General features: G+C 67.9%; 16 protein-coding genes and 2 tRNA genes. 4 read left to right on the plus strand and 14 right to left on the minus strand.

The window, feature by feature from the left end:
- Nucleotides 1-2 precede the first annotated feature (2 nt).
- The 8 genes from ACT4N3_RS01735 to lon all read right to left on the minus strand — a co-directional run bounded on the left by ACT4N3_RS01735 (nucleotide 3) and on the right by lon (nucleotide 6,664).
- Nucleotides 3-1,055 carry a Leu/Phe/Val dehydrogenase gene (locus tag ACT4N3_RS01735; RefSeq protein WP_444853484.1) on the minus strand — a complete coding sequence of 351 codons (1,053 nt, stop codon included), beginning with the start codon at nucleotides 1,053-1,055 and terminating at the stop codon, nucleotides 3-5.
- Nucleotides 1,056-1,084: 29 nt separating this feature from the next.
- Nucleotides 1,085-1,161, minus strand: a tRNA-His gene (locus ACT4N3_RS01740).
- A 57-nt stretch (nucleotides 1,162-1,218) separates the two neighbouring features.
- The gene (locus ACT4N3_RS01745; RefSeq protein WP_444853485.1) at nucleotides 1,219-1,356 is read right to left on the minus strand and encodes a hypothetical protein; all 138 of its coding nucleotides are present in this window, start codon (nucleotides 1,354-1,356) and stop codon (nucleotides 1,219-1,221) included.
- A 117-nt stretch (nucleotides 1,357-1,473) separates the two neighbouring features.
- Nucleotides 1,474-3,009 (minus strand): ABC transporter permease/substrate-binding protein, encoded by a 1,536-nt coding sequence (locus ACT4N3_RS01750; RefSeq protein WP_444853486.1) that lies wholly within the window; start codon nucleotides 3,007-3,009, stop codon nucleotides 1,474-1,476.
- Nucleotides 3,006-3,743 carry an ATP-binding cassette domain-containing protein gene (locus ACT4N3_RS01755; protein ID WP_444853487.1) on the minus strand — a complete coding sequence of 246 codons (738 nt, stop codon included), beginning with the start codon at nucleotides 3,741-3,743 and terminating at the stop codon, nucleotides 3,006-3,008. The genes ACT4N3_RS01750 and ACT4N3_RS01755 overlap by 4 nt, the downstream gene beginning before the upstream one ends.
- Nucleotides 3,744-3,753: 10 nt before the next feature.
- Nucleotides 3,754-3,828: transfer RNA gene (locus tag ACT4N3_RS01760), tRNA-Val, on the minus strand.
- A gap of 57 nt (nucleotides 3,829-3,885) precedes the next feature.
- Nucleotides 3,886-4,161: an HU family DNA-binding protein gene (locus ACT4N3_RS01765; protein ID WP_444853488.1), complete on the minus strand. Its 276-nt coding sequence runs from the start codon at nucleotides 4,159-4,161 to the stop codon at nucleotides 3,886-3,888.
- 148 nt (nucleotides 4,162-4,309) lie between these two features.
- Nucleotides 4,310-6,664, minus strand: a complete 2,355-nt coding sequence (lon, locus tag ACT4N3_RS01770; RefSeq protein WP_444853510.1) for an endopeptidase La — start codon at nucleotides 6,662-6,664, stop codon at nucleotides 4,310-4,312.
- Nucleotides 6,665-6,894: 230 nt separating this feature from the next.
- Here lon and ACT4N3_RS01775 point away from each other — a divergent pair, with 230 nt between their 5' ends.
- From ACT4N3_RS01775 to ACT4N3_RS01785, 3 genes are all read left to right on the plus strand, one after another.
- Nucleotides 6,895-7,431 carry a hypothetical protein gene (locus ACT4N3_RS01775; protein ID WP_444853489.1) on the plus strand — a complete coding sequence of 179 codons (537 nt, stop codon included), beginning with the start codon at nucleotides 6,895-6,897 and terminating at the stop codon, nucleotides 7,429-7,431.
- Nucleotides 7,432-7,440: 9 nt separating this feature from the next.
- On the plus strand, nucleotides 7,441-8,202 hold the full coding sequence (locus tag ACT4N3_RS01780; RefSeq protein ID WP_444853490.1) for a hypothetical protein: 762 nt from the start codon (nucleotides 7,441-7,443) through the stop codon (nucleotides 8,200-8,202).
- Between the two features lie 134 nt (nucleotides 8,203-8,336).
- Nucleotides 8,337-8,495 (plus strand): hypothetical protein, encoded by a 159-nt coding sequence (locus ACT4N3_RS01785; RefSeq protein WP_444853491.1) that lies wholly within the window; start codon nucleotides 8,337-8,339, stop codon nucleotides 8,493-8,495.
- A gap of 38 nt (nucleotides 8,496-8,533) precedes the next feature.
- On the opposite strand, the gene ACT4N3_RS01790 is transcribed toward ACT4N3_RS01785, so the two are convergent.
- The 4 genes from ACT4N3_RS01790 to ACT4N3_RS01805 form a co-directional block, all read right to left on the minus strand.
- Nucleotides 8,534-9,160: a hypothetical protein gene (locus ACT4N3_RS01790; protein ID WP_444853492.1), complete on the minus strand. Its 627-nt coding sequence runs from the start codon at nucleotides 9,158-9,160 to the stop codon at nucleotides 8,534-8,536.
- 95 nt (nucleotides 9,161-9,255) lie between these two features.
- Nucleotides 9,256-10,521, minus strand: coding sequence for an ATP-dependent Clp protease ATP-binding subunit ClpX (gene clpX, locus ACT4N3_RS01795; protein WP_444853493.1), 1,266 nt, complete (start codon nucleotides 10,519-10,521; stop codon nucleotides 9,256-9,258).
- A 108-nt stretch (nucleotides 10,522-10,629) separates the two neighbouring features.
- Nucleotides 10,630-11,268 (minus strand): ATP-dependent Clp endopeptidase proteolytic subunit ClpP, encoded by a 639-nt coding sequence (clpP, locus tag ACT4N3_RS01800; protein ID WP_444853494.1) that lies wholly within the window; start codon nucleotides 11,266-11,268, stop codon nucleotides 10,630-10,632.
- Between the two features lie 220 nt (nucleotides 11,269-11,488).
- Nucleotides 11,489-11,944, minus strand: a complete 456-nt coding sequence (locus ACT4N3_RS01805; protein WP_444853495.1) for a GNAT family N-acetyltransferase — start codon at nucleotides 11,942-11,944, stop codon at nucleotides 11,489-11,491.
- Between the two features lie 119 nt (nucleotides 11,945-12,063).
- Here ACT4N3_RS01805 and ACT4N3_RS01810 point away from each other — a divergent pair, with 119 nt between their 5' ends.
- Entirely contained in the window at nucleotides 12,064-12,429 is a 366-nt protein-coding gene (locus tag ACT4N3_RS01810; RefSeq protein ID WP_444853496.1) for a hypothetical protein, read from the plus strand.
- Nucleotides 12,430-12,434: 5 nt separating this feature from the next.
- Here the strand turns inward: ACT4N3_RS01810 and ACT4N3_RS01815 are convergent, their stop codons facing one another.
- On the minus strand, nucleotides 12,435-13,865 hold the full coding sequence (locus ACT4N3_RS01815) for a terminase large subunit domain-containing protein (RefSeq protein WP_444853497.1): 1,431 nt from the start codon (nucleotides 13,863-13,865) through the stop codon (nucleotides 12,435-12,437).
- Nucleotides 13,862-14,575 (minus strand): hypothetical protein, encoded by a 714-nt coding sequence (locus tag ACT4N3_RS01820; protein WP_444853498.1) that lies wholly within the window; start codon nucleotides 14,573-14,575, stop codon nucleotides 13,862-13,864. Before ACT4N3_RS01820 ends, ACT4N3_RS01815 begins: the two co-directional genes overlap by 4 nt.
- Nucleotides 14,576-14,696: the final 121 nt, after the last annotated feature.

Below are 14,696 nucleotides of genomic sequence, written 5' to 3' on the forward strand. Positions count from 1 at the left end.
CGTCAGCCCCGCCCGATCAGCCGGCGCGCCATGTCGCCGGCGACGCGGGCCGGGTTGTGGCCGGTGGCGGCGCTTTCCTGCCAGATCTGCTCGAGCCTGCCGGGAATGGTTTCAATCCGCGCCTTGACCGTGCCCTGGTCGCCGTCCTTCAGATATTCGGTCGAGACGTTGATGATGCCGCCGGCGTTGATCACATAATCGGGCGCATAGAGGATACCCCGCGCCTGGATGCGGTCGCCGTCGTCGCGGGTCGCGAGCTGGTTGTTGGCCCCGCCCGCCACGATCGGGACGTTCAGCGCCGCGATCGAGGCCTCGTTGAGGATCGCGCCCAGCGCGTTCGGGCTGAGCACGTCGGCCTCCAGCGTCATGATCGCGTCCGGCGAGACGACGGTGCCGCCGGTCTCGCCGCCCAGCGCCTGTGCCTTGGCCTGGTCGACGTCGGCGACGCTGATCCGCGCCCCCTCCGCCGCCGCGCGCCGCGCGACGCCGCCCGCGACGCTCCCCGCGCCCTGCAGTGCGATGTGAAGACCCGACAGACTGTCCTTGCCGAGCGCCCGCTTCACCGCCGCCTTGACGCCGAGATAGACGCCATAGCTGGTGTGCGGCCCGGGATCGCCGCCCACCGCGCCTTCCGCCACCGGCAGGCCGGCGACAAAAGGCGTCTCCTTCGAGATCGCGACCATGTCGGCGACGCTCATCCCGACATCCTCTGCAGTGACGTAACGGCCGCTGAGATTGTGCACCGCCTTGCCGAACGCGGCGAGCATCTCCGGCGTCTTGGCCCGGGCCGCGTCGTTGGCGAGAATCACCGCCTTGCCGCCGCCCAAAGGCAGGCCGGCCATCGCATTCTTGTAGCTCATGCCGCGCGACAGCCTGAGCGCGTCGGTGATCGCCAGGTCCTCGTCGGCATAATGCCACAGCCGGGTGCCGCCCGCGCCCGGCCCCAGATGGGTGGAATGGACGGCGATGACGGCCCTCAGCCCGCTCTTCCGGTCGGTGACGAAATGGACGAGCTCATGCTCGTCGAAATCCGGATAATCCCAGAGCGATTCCATCAAGTTCCTGTCCTAAGTCTTTGTAATGATGGGGCGGCCAACGGGACTTGAACCCGCGACCCCCGGTACCACAAACCGGTGCTCTAACCAGCTGAGCTATGGCCGCCATGAGTATTGATGCGGCGCGCACATAGGGGGGCGGTCGCCCCAGCGTCAAGGACGGCTAGGAGGTGCGCGCCCGGGCGGCGAGCAGGTCGGCCAGCTCGAGATGGCGGCGTCTGACCTGGTCGTCGCCGGCACAGGCCGCATGATGGCGCTGCTCGGCTGCCCGACGGGCATAATAAGCGCGGTCGTCCGTCATCAAATCCCTTCCCCGGCTGACCGGACCCGCTAGGCCGGCGATGAGGAAACGGCCAGCACAGACACGTTAATCCGCGGCGATTTCGCGACAACAGGAGCGATGGCGCGACGAGTCGCGTCAGCGGCGCGGCGGGTCGAGCCAGCGCGCCGCCTCGGCCGGGGTTCGTTTGTCGACGTCGCGATCGACCAGCAGGTTCGCCTGTCGCATCCGCTCGACCGGAATCGCGCCGATCAACGGCGTCAGCGCGGCGGCGAACCGCGCGTCCCCCGCCCGCCGCGGCGAAAGCAGCAGCAGCGCCTCGTAGCTCGGGAGCGCCCGGCGCGGGTCGGCCAGCGTCACCAGGTCGAGCGCCGCGATCCGCCCGTCCGAGGAGAAAGCGGTGATCACGTCCGCGCTGCCCTCGCTCAGCGCCCGGTACATGAAGGTCGGGCTGTAGGGTCGCTGGTCGGCGAAGCGCAGCCCATAAGCGTCGCGGACCGCGCGCCATTCCGGCCGCGTCAGGAATTCGAGGTCCGCGCCCAGCCGCAAATTCGGGCCCGCGCGCGTCAGCTCGTCGAGCGAGCGCAAGCCAAGCTCGGCCGCCCGCCCGCGCCGCATCGCCAGCGCATAGGCGTTCTCGAATCCCAGAGACCCCAGCACCCGCACGCCGTCGCGCGCCCGCAGCGCCTCGGTCAGCGCCGCGCGCATCACCTCGGGCGGCGGCGTGTCGGTGCGGCCGAGGATGTTGGTCCAGAGCGTGCCGCCATAATCGACATAGACGTCGATCTCCCCGGCCGCGAGCGCCTGATAGGCTACGGTCGAGCCGAGATTGTCGCGCCGCTCGGTCCGGTACCCGGCCGCCCTGAGCCGATCTTCGATCACGCTGGCGAGAATATATTGCTCGGAGAAATTCTTGGCGCCGATCACCACCGTCTCTCCGCCGTCCGCCGCCCGGCCCGGCACGAGCGCGAGCAGCAGCGCCGCGCCGAGCAGTCCGATCCCGCCCCACAGCCGCGTCCGCGACCGCCGCGCGAGCCCGCCTTCGACCAGCGCCAGACAGCCGTCGACGATCAGCGCCAGCGCCGCCGCCGCGGCGCAGCCGACCAGCACTCGCGCCCAATTCTCGGTCTGCAGGCCGGAGAAGATGAGGTCGCCGAGGCTCGGCTGGCCGACCGTCGTCGCCAGCGTCGCCGCCCCGATCGTCCAGACCGAAGCGGTGCGGATGCCGGCGAGGATCACCGGCCCACCGAGCGGCAGCTCGACGATCCGCAGCCGCTGCCCCGCCGTCATCCCCATCCCGTCCGCCGCCTCGATCACCGCCGGATCGATCCCGGTCAGCGCGACCACGCAGTTCCGCACGATCGGCAGCAGCGCATAGAGGCTGAGCGCGAGCAAAGCCGGCAGGAAGCCGAGCGAGGGAATCGCCAGCCCGGTCGCCTGCCCCAGGATCAGCAGCATCGGATAGAACAACGCCAGCAACGCCAGCGCGGGAACGGTCTGCACCAACCCGGCGAAAGCCAAGACCGGCCCTCGTACTCGCCGGCTGCGCGCGGATAGGATCGCCAACGGCAGGCCGGCAAGAACCCCAATGCCCACCGCGCTGCCGCTGAGCAGCAAATGGGCGCGAACCAGCGCCGGCAGCTCCGCCACGGCCTCGGCGAACGGCACGCTCACAGCGCCGCCAGCCTTCGTGCCTGAGCGAGCGGCGTCTCGACCAGCGCCCGCACCTCCGGATCGTCGGATTGGCGCAGCGCGGCGGGCGCGGCGTCGGCGCGCACCCGCCCCTCGATCAGCACGACGATCCGGTCGGCGAGCAGCAGCGCTTCGCCCAGATCGTGTGTCACCATGATCGTCGTCAGGCCGAGCCGGCCATGCAGCGCGCGATAGGCCCGCCCCAATTCCTCGCGAGTGATCGGGTCGAGCGCGCCGAACGGCTCGTCCATCAGCATCAGTCCGGGCCGCGCCGCCAGCGCCCGCGCGACGCCGACCCGCTGCTGCTGACCGCCGGAGAGCTCGCGCGGATAGCGCACGGCCATCTCGGCCGGCAGCGAGACCAGCTCCAGCAGCTCGGCCGCCCGGTCCTCGCTGCTCCCCGTCAGCTTCGGCACGAGGTTGATATTCTCGGCGACGGTCAGATGCGGGAACAGCCCGATGCTCTGGATCACATAGCCGATGCCGTGCCGCAGCACCGGCAGCGGCACGGCCGCTGTATCGCGCCCGTCGATCAGCACCGCCCCTTCGTCGGCCGCGATCAACCGGTTGATCGACTTGAGCAAGGTGGTCTTGCCCGATCCGGACGGCCCGACCAAAGCGACGAACGCGCCCGCCCCGATCGTGAGCGACACATCATCGAGGATCGCGCGTCCGCCCCTGCGAACAATCAGGTCACGAATATCGATGGCGCTCATGAGCAAGACGTGGTGGGCGCGGCAAGGATTGAACTTGCGACCCCCGCGGTGTGAACACGGTGCTCTACCACTGAGCTACGCGCCCACGCCTTGCTCGGCGGAAGGCGGCCCTTAACGGGCCGGCAAAATGCTGTCCAGACGGTCAGCCGTTCACCGCGTCCTTCAGGCCCTTGCCGGGCTTGAACTTGGGCTGGGTCGATTCCTTGATCTGCATCGGCTCGCCGGTGCGCGGGTTGCGCCCGGTCGAGGCCTTGCGGCGCGAGCAGGAGAAGGTGCCGAAACCGACGAGGCGGACTTCGTCGCCGCGCTTCAGCGCGTCGGTGATGAGATCGAACAGGGTCTCGATTGTCCGCGTGGCGTCGCCACGCGACAGGCCGGTCGAATCCGCGACCCGGACGATCAGTTCCTGCTTGTTCATCTGGTCCGCACCCCCTCTGACGACTCCGGCCGCCGGCCGGAACCGCGCCCGATTAAAAGACCGGCGCGGTTCCTAAGTCAAAAGGAAAGACGCGCGCGCGCCCGCGACTGGCACCACGGGACGCGCGACTGTCCTTTTCAGGACCGTATCAGTGGCGAACCGAAACGTCGGGCAGATTGTCCGGCGACGCCAGCTCGGCGGGCGGCAGCGCCGCGAGCTCGTCGGCCTCGGTCCATTCGATCGGCGCGATCGGCGCGACGAGCGCGTGGCTCAGCACGTCGTCGACATGGGCGACGGCGACGATCTCCAGTCCTTCGCGGATATTGGCCGGGATTTCAGCCAGATCCTTCTCGTTCTCGGCCGGGATCAGCACTTTGGTGATGCCGCCGCGCAGCGCCGCCAGCAATTTCTCCTTGAGCCCGCCGATCGGCAGCACCCGCCCCCGCAGCGTGACCTCGCCGGTCATCGCCACGTCGCGCCTCACCGCGATGCCGGTCAGCGTCGAGATGATCGCGGTCACCATGCCGACGCCCGCGGACGGGCCGTCCTTCGGCACCGCGCCCTCGGGCAGGTGGACGTGGATGTCCTTGCGCGCGAACACGCTTGGCTTGACGCCATAGGCCGGCGCCCGCGCCTTCACGAAGGCGAAGGCGGCCTGCACCGATTCCTGCATCACCTCGCCCAGCTTGCCGGTCGTCTTGATCTGGCCCTTGCCGGGGACGGTGACCGATTCGATGGTCAGCAATTCGCCGCCCACCTCGGTCCAGGCGAGGCCGGTGACGGCGCCGATCTGGTCCTCTTCCTCGCTGATTCCGTGGCGGAACTTCCGCACCCCCACGAACTCGGCGAGATTGTCCGGCGTGACGATCGCCTTCTCGGCCTTGCCCTCCAGGATCTGGCGCAACGCCTTGCGCGCGACCTTGGCGATCTCGCGCTCCAGCGTCCTGACGCCCGCCTCGCGGGTGTAATAGCGGATCAGGGCGCGCAGCCCCTCCTCGCCCAGCTCGAACTCGCCGTCCTTCAGGCCGTGCGCCTCGATCTGCTTGGGCACCAGATGCTTGAGCGCGATCGCGACCTTCTCGTCCTCGGTATAGCCCTCGAGGCGGATGATCTCCATCCGGTCCATGAGCGGCTGCGGCATGTTCATGCTGTTCGCGGTGGTCACGAACATCACGTCCGAAAGATCGTAGTCGACCTCCAGATAATGGTCCTGGAACTTCGAATTCTGCTCCGGATCGAGCACTTCGAGCAGCGCCGAGGACGGGTCGCCGCGGAAGTCCTGGCCGAGCTTGTCGATCTCGTCGAGCAGGAAGAGCGGGTTGCTCGTCCCCGCCTTCTTGAGGTTGGTCATGATCTTGCCGGGGAGCGAGCCGATATAGGTCCGGCGGTGGCCGCGGATCTCGGCCTCGTCGCGCACCCCGCCCAGCGACTGGCGGACGAACTCGCGGCCGGTCGCGCGGGCGATCGAGCGGCCCAGTGACGTCTTGCCGACGCCCGGCGGCCCGACCAGGCAGAGGATCGGCCCTTTGAGCTTGTTGGTGCGCGCCTGCACCGCGAGATACTCGACGATCCGCTCCTTGACCTTCTCGAGGCCATGATGGTCCTCGTCGAGGATCCGCTCGGCCTCGACCAGCTCGTGCTTGAGCTTCGATTTCTTGCCCCAGGGCAGGCCGAGCAGCACATCGAGATAGTTGCGGCTGACGGTCGCTTCGGCCGACATCGGCGCCATCGCGCGCAGCTTCTTGAGCTCGCTCGTCGCCTTCGTCTTGGCTTCCTTGGAAAGCTTGGTGCGCTCGATCGTGCGGGCGAGGTCCGCCAGCTCGTCGCCGCCGCCTTCCTCGCCTTCGTTGCCGAGCTCGCGCTGGATCGCCTTCAATTGCTCGTTCAGATAATATTCGCGCTGGGTCTTCTCCATCTGGCGCTTGACCCGGCTGCGGATTTTCTTCTCGACCTGGAGCACGCCCAGCTCGCCTTCCATGAAGGCAAAGGCCATCTCCAGCCGCCGCACCGGGTCGAGCTCCGCCAGCAAGGCCTGCTTGTCGGAGACTTTGATGTTGATGTTCGCCGCGACCGCGTCGGAGAGCTTGGACGGCTCCTCGATCTGGCCCAGCTGCACCGCCGTCTCGGCCGGCAGCTTGCGGTTGAGCTTCGAATAATTCTCGAACTGTTCGATCACCGAGCGCATCAGCGCCTGCGCCTCGGCGCCCTCGGGCTCCTGACCCACGACGAGCGTCACCTCGGCGACGAGATGGCCGCCCTCCTCCTTCAGCGCCTGGAGCGAGGCACGCTGCTTGCCCTCGACGAGCACCCGCACCGTCCCGTCCGGCAGCTTCAGGAGCTGCAGCACGGTCGCGATCACGCCCAGGTCGTAGAGCGCGTCGCGGTCGGGATCGTCCTCGGCCGGGTCGAGCTGCGAGACCAGGAAGATGTTCTTGTCCGCCGCCATCGCGCTTTCCAGCGCGGCGACCGATTTGTCGCGGCCGACGAACAGGGGCACGATCATCTGCGGAAAGACGACGATGTCGCGCAGCGGCAATACGGGAAGCGTTTCGCTCACAAGGGTCTCCACTCGCGGCGCCGAAGATCGCGCCGCCCTTTGACCGCTATATGGGGCAGCGATGGTTTACCATCAATGAGCGGCCGTTAAGGCTTTCGACAGCCATGGTTTGCGATTGACCGTGCCCGGGCCGGGGTTTAGTTTCCCCCGGTCTCCGTAACGGGGAGTTTCAGCTCATGTTTCGTGGCTTGTTTCTCGGCACGTCGCTGGTCGTGGCGTCGCTTGCCGTTTCCCTTCCCACGCCCGGCGACGTCGCCGCGGCCCAGTCCCTGACCGGCGAGCAGTGCCAGCGCCGCAACGAGGGCCGCCGCGCCGGCGGCGCCGCCCTGGGCGCGCTCGGCCGCGGGCTGCTCGGCCGCTTCGGCGGCGGTGGCGTTGCGGCGATGATCCCGATGGCCTCGCTGCTCGGCGAGGGCATCATGCGGATGCTCGACTGCGATGAGCAGGACAAGGCCGCGACCGCGACCGAGGAGGTCGTCGAGCGCGCCTCGGCCCAGCGCGGCTCGGCCGCGGTCGGCACGACCACAACCTGGCAGAGCGAGAGCCGCCCCGGCGTCACCGGCTCCTCGACCGTCACCGCGGTCGAGCCCAACGCGCAGGATGGCGATTGCATGACGGTGACCGATATCGTCATCGTCGACGGCCAGGAGACCCGCGCGCCGAAGCGGATGTGCCGCCGGCCGCCGTCGAACCGCTACGTTCGCGTCACTTAGGCTTCACTCATGCGTAAGTTCGCGTCCCTCGTTGCGCTGGTCGCCCTGATCAGCGGCCATGTCGCGGCCGCGCAGCAGGTGGATTCCAACAATCCGACCTGTCCGGCGGCCCCGAACTGGTCAAACTATCGGGAGATGCGCTTTTCCGAGCAGGAGGTGAACGGGCGGCGGGTGCTGCTCGCCGAGGGCCAGATCGACGACAATCTGATGCCCCGTCTGCAGGCGGCGGTACAGAATTTTCAGGGGGATGAAATCTGGCTCCGATCGCCGGGCGGGAATGCCCGCGTCGGCAATCAGGCTGGCCGCTTCATCCGCGACAATAATCTGACGACACGGATCCCGGCAGGCTGGGCCTGCTTCTCGGCCTGCAACTTCATGTTCATGGGCGGCGGCATTCGCTTCGTCGATAATGGCGGCCTGTTCATGGTCCACATGTTCACCCACACCGGCAATCGGTCCGCGCTCGAGGGCGCGCTCCAGCGCGATTCGGCGGGAACGGTGGGTCAGATCGAGCAGCAATCCGCTTTGCTCGCCAGCGAGGACAACGACTTCCTGATCCGGATGGGCATTTCGCGCCTGTTGCTGACGGAAGTCATGTACCAGCAGAGCGCGGTCCAGAGTGCCGCCAACCGCTCGACCCGCCGCTGCCTCACGCAGCAGGAGGTCAACCGCTACAATGTCGCCACCGTCCCATGGCAGGGCGCGACCGCCGCCGCCCAGCCGGCTGCCGCGCCGGCGAACGAAACGCGCCGCAATCGCCGCCGCAACTGAGCGGCAGCCGGGGCGCCGTCTCACAACGGGAACATTGGCGGGGTAACTGACCCTTGCCACGACTCGCCGGCCCGGTGGGAACAGGGTGGCGCGCCGGTTCGTCCCGGCACGGATAGCAGAGCAGAGGAGTGTTCATGCGCGAGCTTATCGCATTGATTCTGCTTGCCTTGTTGCTGATCGCGTTCACGACTCTGGCCGTAGTTCTGCGGCGCAGGGCGAACCACGCGCGCTGGTTCCGGCGCGGTCATGCCGATTATTCGAAGGTCAGGCCACGCCGCGGGCTCTTCGGCTGACAGCACGCCCAGCCCCAGGGGCTCGCCTGGCTGAACGATCAGCCGCTCGCGTCGGATTTCAGCAGCTTCGCGAGCACATAGGCGAAGCTGACCTGCCACGGCGTGTAGATCCACAACAGGTCCAGCAGCCCGCCTTCCCGGCCGGCGGGAGTGGCCGAAAGATACATATGCACGCCGAACGATCCCACGAGGATGAGCAGCAACGTCCCGATCGCCGCCAGCGTCAGCGCCTGCGAATCCCGGCGGAGCAGACCGAGCAGGATGCCGAGGATGAGCGAGGCGGCGCTGCCCACCGCGCCGCCGACGGCGCCGGCGACCCAGGTAGATTCGCCCGAATAGCTCTGGATCGCCGCCTCGACCGCCAGATAGTGAATGGCCGTGAAGGCGACGATGACGAGCAGCGCCCTGGCCCAGAAACGGCCCTTCGCGCTGGCCAGCAGCCAGACAATTCCGAAAAGCGGCGTAATCCAGATATTGCCCCGTTCAACGTTGGCGTTGATCACGACCGCCAATCCGGCGACATATAAAAAGTGTCCGGCAACCAGCCACATGAAGGCGCGCGCCGCGCCGCTGCTAAGACCAAGGCTGAATGAAGAGTTGTTGGCCATCATTCGCCTCCCCCACGTCCGAGTCCTGCGCGCCGGCAATAGTGCGCCGACGTCCACGAGGCGTCAATCGTAACGCTTCACGCGACGAGCGACGGGGAAAGGTGGCGATTATTCGGGTTTGACTTCAGGGCCCGCCGGGAAATTCGCTCCGTTCAGGCCGCGTCGCCGGCCTGCTCTTCCTTGCCGGTATAGACACGCACCGGGTCCTTGGTCCCGGCGACGACGTCCTTGTCGATCATCACCTCGTCGACGCCCTCCATGCCGGGCAGGTCGAACATCGTGTCCAAAAGGATATTCTCCATGATCGAGCGCAGGCCGCGGGCGCCGGTCTTGCGCTCGATCGCCTTCTTCGCGATCGCGACCAAAGCCTCGTCGGTGAAGCCAAGCTCGACATCCTCCATGTCGAACAGCTTCTGATATTGCTTCACGAGCGCGTTCTTCGGCTCTTTCAGGATCTCGACCAGGGCCGCGACGTCGAGGTCCTCGAGCGTCGCCACCACCGGCAGCCGGCCGACGAACTCGGGAATCAGCCCGAACTTCAGCAGGTCCTCGGGCTCGGTATGGCGCAGCACCTCGCCGGTGCGCCGCTCGTCGGGCGCCGCGACATGGGCGCCGAAGCCCATCGATTTGCCCTCCAGCCGGTCGCCGATGATCTTCTCGAGGCCCGCGAAGGCGCCGCCGCAGATGAACAATATGTTGGTCGTGTCGACCTGCAGGAACTCCTGCTGCGGATGCTTGCGCCCGCCCTGCGGCGGCACGCTCGCCGTCGTCCCCTCCATCAGCTTGAGGAGCGCCTGCTGCACGCCCTCGCCGGAAACGTCGCGGGTGATCGATGGATTGTCGGACTTGCGCGAAATCTTGTCGATCTCGTCGATATAGACGATGCCGCGCTGCGCCCGCTCGACATTATAGTCGCTCGACTGGAGCAGCTTCAGGATGATGTTCTCGACATCCTCGCCGACATAGCCAGCCTCGGTCAGCGTCGTCGCGTCGGCCATCGTGAACGGCACGTCGAGGATCCGCGCGAGCGTCTGCGCGAGCAGGGTCTTGCCGCACCCCGTCGGCCCGACGAGCAGGATGTTCGACTTGGCGAGCTCGACCTCGCCGCCCTTCGCGCCATGGGCGAGCCGCTTGTAATGGTTGTGGACCGCGACCGAGAGCACCCGCTTGGCGTGGTTCTGGCCGACGACATAATCGTCCAGCACCTTGCAGATTTCGGTCGGCGTCGGGACGCCGTCGCGGGTCTTGACCAAAGCGGACTTGGTCTCCTCGCGGATGATGTCGTTGCACAGCTCGACGCATTCGTCGCAGATGAACACGGTCGGCCCCGCGATCAGCTTGCGGACCTCGTGCTGCGATTTGCCGCAGAACGAGCAGTACAGGGTGCTCTTGCCGTCGCCGCCACTCAGTTTCGTCATCGGTCCTTACCGTCTCACGCCGCCACCGACGCCATCCTGACGCGGAACTAGCACAATCACAATGGCCTAAAGGTTAAGCCGTTCCACCCTGCCCCGGAACGGCGCAGCTCAGGCCGCCTTCGCTTCCTCGCCGTCGCTCGGCACCGGGCGCTTGTCGAACACCGCGTCGACCAGGCCGAATTCCTTCGCCTCCTCGGCCGACATGAACTTGTCGCGGTCCATCGCCTTCTCGATGTCCTCCAGCGGCTTGCCGGTATAGAGGGCGTAGAGCCGGTTGAGATCGGCGCGCATGCGCAGAATCTCCTTGGCCTGGATCTCGATGTCGGCGGCCATGCCCTGGACGCCGCCGGAGGGCTGGTGGATCATGATCCGGGCATTGGTGAGCGCGACCCGCATGCCGGGCTCGCCGGCCGCGAGCAGGAAGCTGCCCATCGAGGCGGCCTGGCCGATGCACACCGTGCCGACCTTGGGCCGGATATATTGCATCGTGTCGTGGATCGCCATGCCCGCGGTCACCACCCCGCCCGGCGAGTTGATGTACATGTAGATGTCTTTCTTGGGATTTTCGCTTTCGAGGAACAGCAGCTGGGCGGTGATCAGGCTCGCCATATGGTCCTCGACCGCGCCGGTGATGAACACGATCCGCTCGCGCAGCAGCCGCGAATAAATGTCGAAGCTGCGCTCGCCGCGGTTCGACTGCTCGATGACGATGGGGACGAGCTGGCTGGTGATGTCCTGATGGTCCATAAGAAAGAAGGGTCCTGTCGGTGCGTGTGATCCGGTGCGAAGCTACATCGGAGGAACCGCGCGAAGGTTCAAGAGCGAAGCCGCAGGCGAGCAGCGCGAAGCGCAGCGATCGCTGTCGGCGCACGCCAGCCGACAGGTTCGCAACGCGGAGCCTGATCGACGTCGCGGGACAATGGTCCCGCTGCGAAGCCAAAAAACTGACGGGCCGAAGCGTCGAAGGTCAGGCCGGTGCGAGCCGCTTCGCCATCGTCGGCGCCCGGCCGAAGCGGGTCCGGGTCTCGCCCTCATGGGTAAAACCGCAGCGCCGGTAGAAGCCGAGCGAGGTCGGATTGGCGACGACCGCGAGGCGGCTGCGCCCCGCCCCGGCCGCGACCTCGGTGATCGCGGTCAGCAGCGCCCGGCCGACGCCGCCGTGCCAGCGCGCCGGCTCGACGAACAAGGCGTCGAGCTCGGCCTCGCCCGGCCGGCCGGTGTCGATCCAGGCGGCGAAGCCGGCCAGCCCGGCATCGTCCTCGGCGACCAGCACCCGTCCGGCCGCGATCTGCTCGGCCGGCACCTCGATCGCGTCCGGCTGCGCCTCGATCTGGTCGCGATAATCGGGCGCCGCCAGCGAGGCGCGCCGCATCAACGCCTCGAGCGGCGCCTGCTCGGATGGACAAGCCTGGCGGATGATCAACCGGTCGATCGCCGGCTGCTACACGCCGCGGCCCGCGGCGTCGAGCCGGGCCCTCGTTCGGCCGCCGTTAAGCTGGTTTGCGGGACCCTGCGCGCCAGCCTTGGGACAAGGAGCCACCGATGCGCATCGCCACCGCTTCGCCCCTTCTGCTCTCTCTTTTCGCCTTGCCGGTCCAGGCCCAGATCGTCGGCCATCGCGACTACGGCCCGACGCCGGCCGCCAGCCCGTTCCTGCCCGACAGCCGCCTGCCCGGCGCCGGCATCGGCCGCGAGGCCGCCCATCTTCGGAACCGGATCGACCGCGCCCGCGACGCCGGCCTCATCTCGCGCCGCGAGGCCCGCCGGCTGGACCGTGAGGCGCGGCTGATCGGCGCCATAGCCCGCCGCTATGCCCGAAATGGGCTCTCCGGACCTGAGCGGCGCGAGCTGGAGAACCGAACCCGCATTCTCGATGGCGCGATCAGCGCCGCACCGCTTCGCCGCTAACGCCGCTAGAATCCGACAATCCGCGGCTCCCTTCGCGGCTTGATCAGCTCGGTCATCGCCCAAACCATGGCATCGAGGCGGTCGGGGCTACCCTGCCCCCGATAGCCGTCCCAGGTCAGCGCGCAGAGCTGGTCCTCAAGCTCCGGGAAGCTGCCGGCGAGCCGCGCCTTGCCGGTCTCGAAGCGCAAGGCGACCGGCTCGGCGCGTGCGGGCTTGCTCTTCGTGGCGGGGACGAGACGGACGGGGAGGCAAGCATCCACGCCGCGCAGGACGCTGGCGATCATGTCGCCGCCCTGATTCTTCTCGGCGACGACCAGGCTCGCGCCCCATTCCTCCGCCGCCGCGGCCACCCGCCGCGCCCAGGCTTCGGGGGAGAGGCCGCGGGCGCTCAGGTCGGCCAAGACATGGAGCAGGCCGGCTTCGTCCGCGCCGCAGACGACGATCCCGCAGGCGTCGCCGCCGGTCGAGGCCGGCGGATCGAGGCCGACGACGATGCGCTGAAGGTGGAACTCCCCTCCCTCCAAGGGAGGGGACAGGGGTGGGTCAGCCCCGAGGCGGCTCGATGCCGCCGAGGGGCTCCAGGCCATGGCGTTGAGGCTCCCTTCGGTCGCACCCACCCCTAACCCCTCCCTGCCAGGGAGGGGGATCCTTACCCGCGCCCTCTCGATCATCTCCCGCGTCCACAACGCCCCCTCGAAATCCTCGAACAGCACACCCTCCAGCTCCTGCCGGCCGAGCCGCGTGCCGCCGTACATCGCCTCCACCGCTTCCCTGAAGTCATGCGGCAGATGCGGGTTCTCGTCGGTCCGCCCGTGCGTCGCGGCGCAGCGGTCGAGCGCCAGGATCACCTTGAGCAGCGGCACCGGCTGCGGCGTCGTGGTGACGATCGTGCGCGGGCGCTCGCCCAGGCGCAGGCCCAGCATCAGATTGTGCCAGGTCTCGTCCGGCTCGGTCCACTTGGCGAGCTCATCGCACCAGGCAAAGTGATGCTGGAAGCCGCGCAGCTTCGCCGGCTTGGCGGCGGTATGGGCGAAGCCGAGCGCGCCGGAGGGAAACTCGAATGTCCCGCGGCTGGGGATCCAGCGCGGCTCCTCGCCCGTCCGCGTGCAGGCGAGCAGCCCACTCTCCCCTTCCACCATCACCTTGGCGACCTCATCGAGGCTCGCCGCGACCAGCGCGATCCGCGCGGCCGGATATTCACGCGCCCGCGCCCAGACCCATTCCGCCCCGGCGCGGGTCTTGCCAAAGCCGCGCCCGGCGACGATCGCCCAGATCCGCCAGTCGCCGGGCGGCTCGATTTGCCCGCCATGCGCCCACCATTTGTCCTCGATCCCGCGCGTGACTCCGGAAGGAAGGGCGGCGAGCAGCTCGCGCCGCCCCTCCGGCGCCATCCCGCCCCAGGCTTCGAGCACGGCCCGCGCCTTTCGGCTGCTCACTCCTCGTCCGCCTCTTCATCCTCGCGGATCGGAATGCCGATGGCCCTGAGCTTGCGTTCGATCGCCTCGATCGCTTCCTCGAAGGTCCATGCCTTCAGATGGGCGCGCGAGACCTGTCGGACACCCACGCCGCCGCCTTTGCGGTCGAACCGCTGAAGAAGCTTCAGTACGCGCTCGAATTCCTGCGCGATCTCACCTTCGGGAATCAGCCCGTCCCTGAGCTGCTGCTGGGCGAGCAGCCGCTGGCGGAGCGCCTCGGCCTCCAGCCGGACAACGCCCTGTTCGAGCGCCGCCTGGTAACGCGCGGCGAAGTCCGGGTCCTTCTGGCGATGGCGGCAGATGGTGGAGGTCGAGACCCCGGCGGCTTCAGCGGCGGCGGTCTCGTCGCACGTGCCGGCGAAATGGGCGAAAAAGACCTCTTGCCGCCAAGGCTCGAACCGCAGGCGGCGAATGCGCCGGAGCTGCAACGGGCGGCCGTTCCCGGCGCTGATGAAGCGCGGCGTGTTGGACAGCTCCAGCGCTTCCTCGACCGCCTCGTCGAAGGCCGGATCGCGCTTGCGCGCCTTCCAGAATGCGCCGCCCGAGAAGCCGGCGGCGCGGGCGGCATTCTCCATCAGGAGGCCGCGTTTCAGCTCGGCGAGAAAGACGCCCTTCGCCTCGTCGTCGATGCGGCGCGCATTGCGCCAGCCCGAATCGCTCTGTTTGCTCATCGGTCAGCTTAGAACATAAATGGTACTATGTAGGAAAGTATTTTGTGCCGTTTAGGTTATTGCGAACTGCGTGGCGACCCGGCTTAACCGAAAAGTAGAAATGGTTCGCGCGGAGACGCGG

Origin of the sequence: Sphingosinicella sp., from assembly GCF_052388015.1 — a bacterium.
In the GTDB taxonomy this organism is placed as follows: Bacteria; Pseudomonadota; Alphaproteobacteria; order Sphingomonadales; family Sphingomonadaceae; genus Allosphingosinicella.

Bases quoted from the DNA above. Each gene is read 5' to 3' on its own strand.
- ACT4N3_RS01735 (WP_444853484.1), bottom strand. From the start codon at position 1,055: ATGGAATCGCTCTGGGATTATCCGGATTTCGACGAGCATGAGCTCGTC.
- ACT4N3_RS01745 (WP_444853485.1), bottom strand. From the start codon at position 1,356: ATGACGGACGACCGCGCTTATTATGCCCGTCGGGCAGCCGAGCAGCGC.
- ACT4N3_RS01755 (WP_444853487.1), bottom strand. From the start codon at position 3,743: ATGAGCGCCATCGATATTCGTGACCTGATTGTTCGCAGGGGCGGACGC.
- ACT4N3_RS01765 (WP_444853488.1), bottom strand. From the start codon at position 4,161: ATGAACAAGCAGGAACTGATCGTCCGGGTCGCGGATTCGACCGGCCTG.
- lon (WP_444853510.1), bottom strand. From the start codon at position 6,664: ATGATCGTGCCCCTGTTCGTCGGCCGCGACAAATCGGTCGCCGCGCTG.
- ACT4N3_RS01775 (WP_444853489.1), top strand. From the start codon at position 6,895: ATGTTTCGTGGCTTGTTTCTCGGCACGTCGCTGGTCGTGGCGTCGCTT.
- ACT4N3_RS01780 (WP_444853490.1), top strand. From the start codon at position 7,441: ATGCGTAAGTTCGCGTCCCTCGTTGCGCTGGTCGCCCTGATCAGCGGC.
- ACT4N3_RS01785 (WP_444853491.1), top strand. From the start codon at position 8,337: ATGCGCGAGCTTATCGCATTGATTCTGCTTGCCTTGTTGCTGATCGCG.
- clpX (WP_444853493.1), bottom strand. From the start codon at position 10,521: ATGACGAAACTGAGTGGCGGCGACGGCAAGAGCACCCTGTACTGCTCG.
- clpP (WP_444853494.1), bottom strand. From the start codon at position 11,268: ATGGACCATCAGGACATCACCAGCCAGCTCGTCCCCATCGTCATCGAG.
- ACT4N3_RS01810 (WP_444853496.1), top strand. From the start codon at position 12,064: ATGCGCATCGCCACCGCTTCGCCCCTTCTGCTCTCTCTTTTCGCCTTG.
- ACT4N3_RS01820 (WP_444853498.1), bottom strand. From the start codon at position 14,575: ATGAGCAAACAGAGCGATTCGGGCTGGCGCAATGCGCGCCGCATCGAC.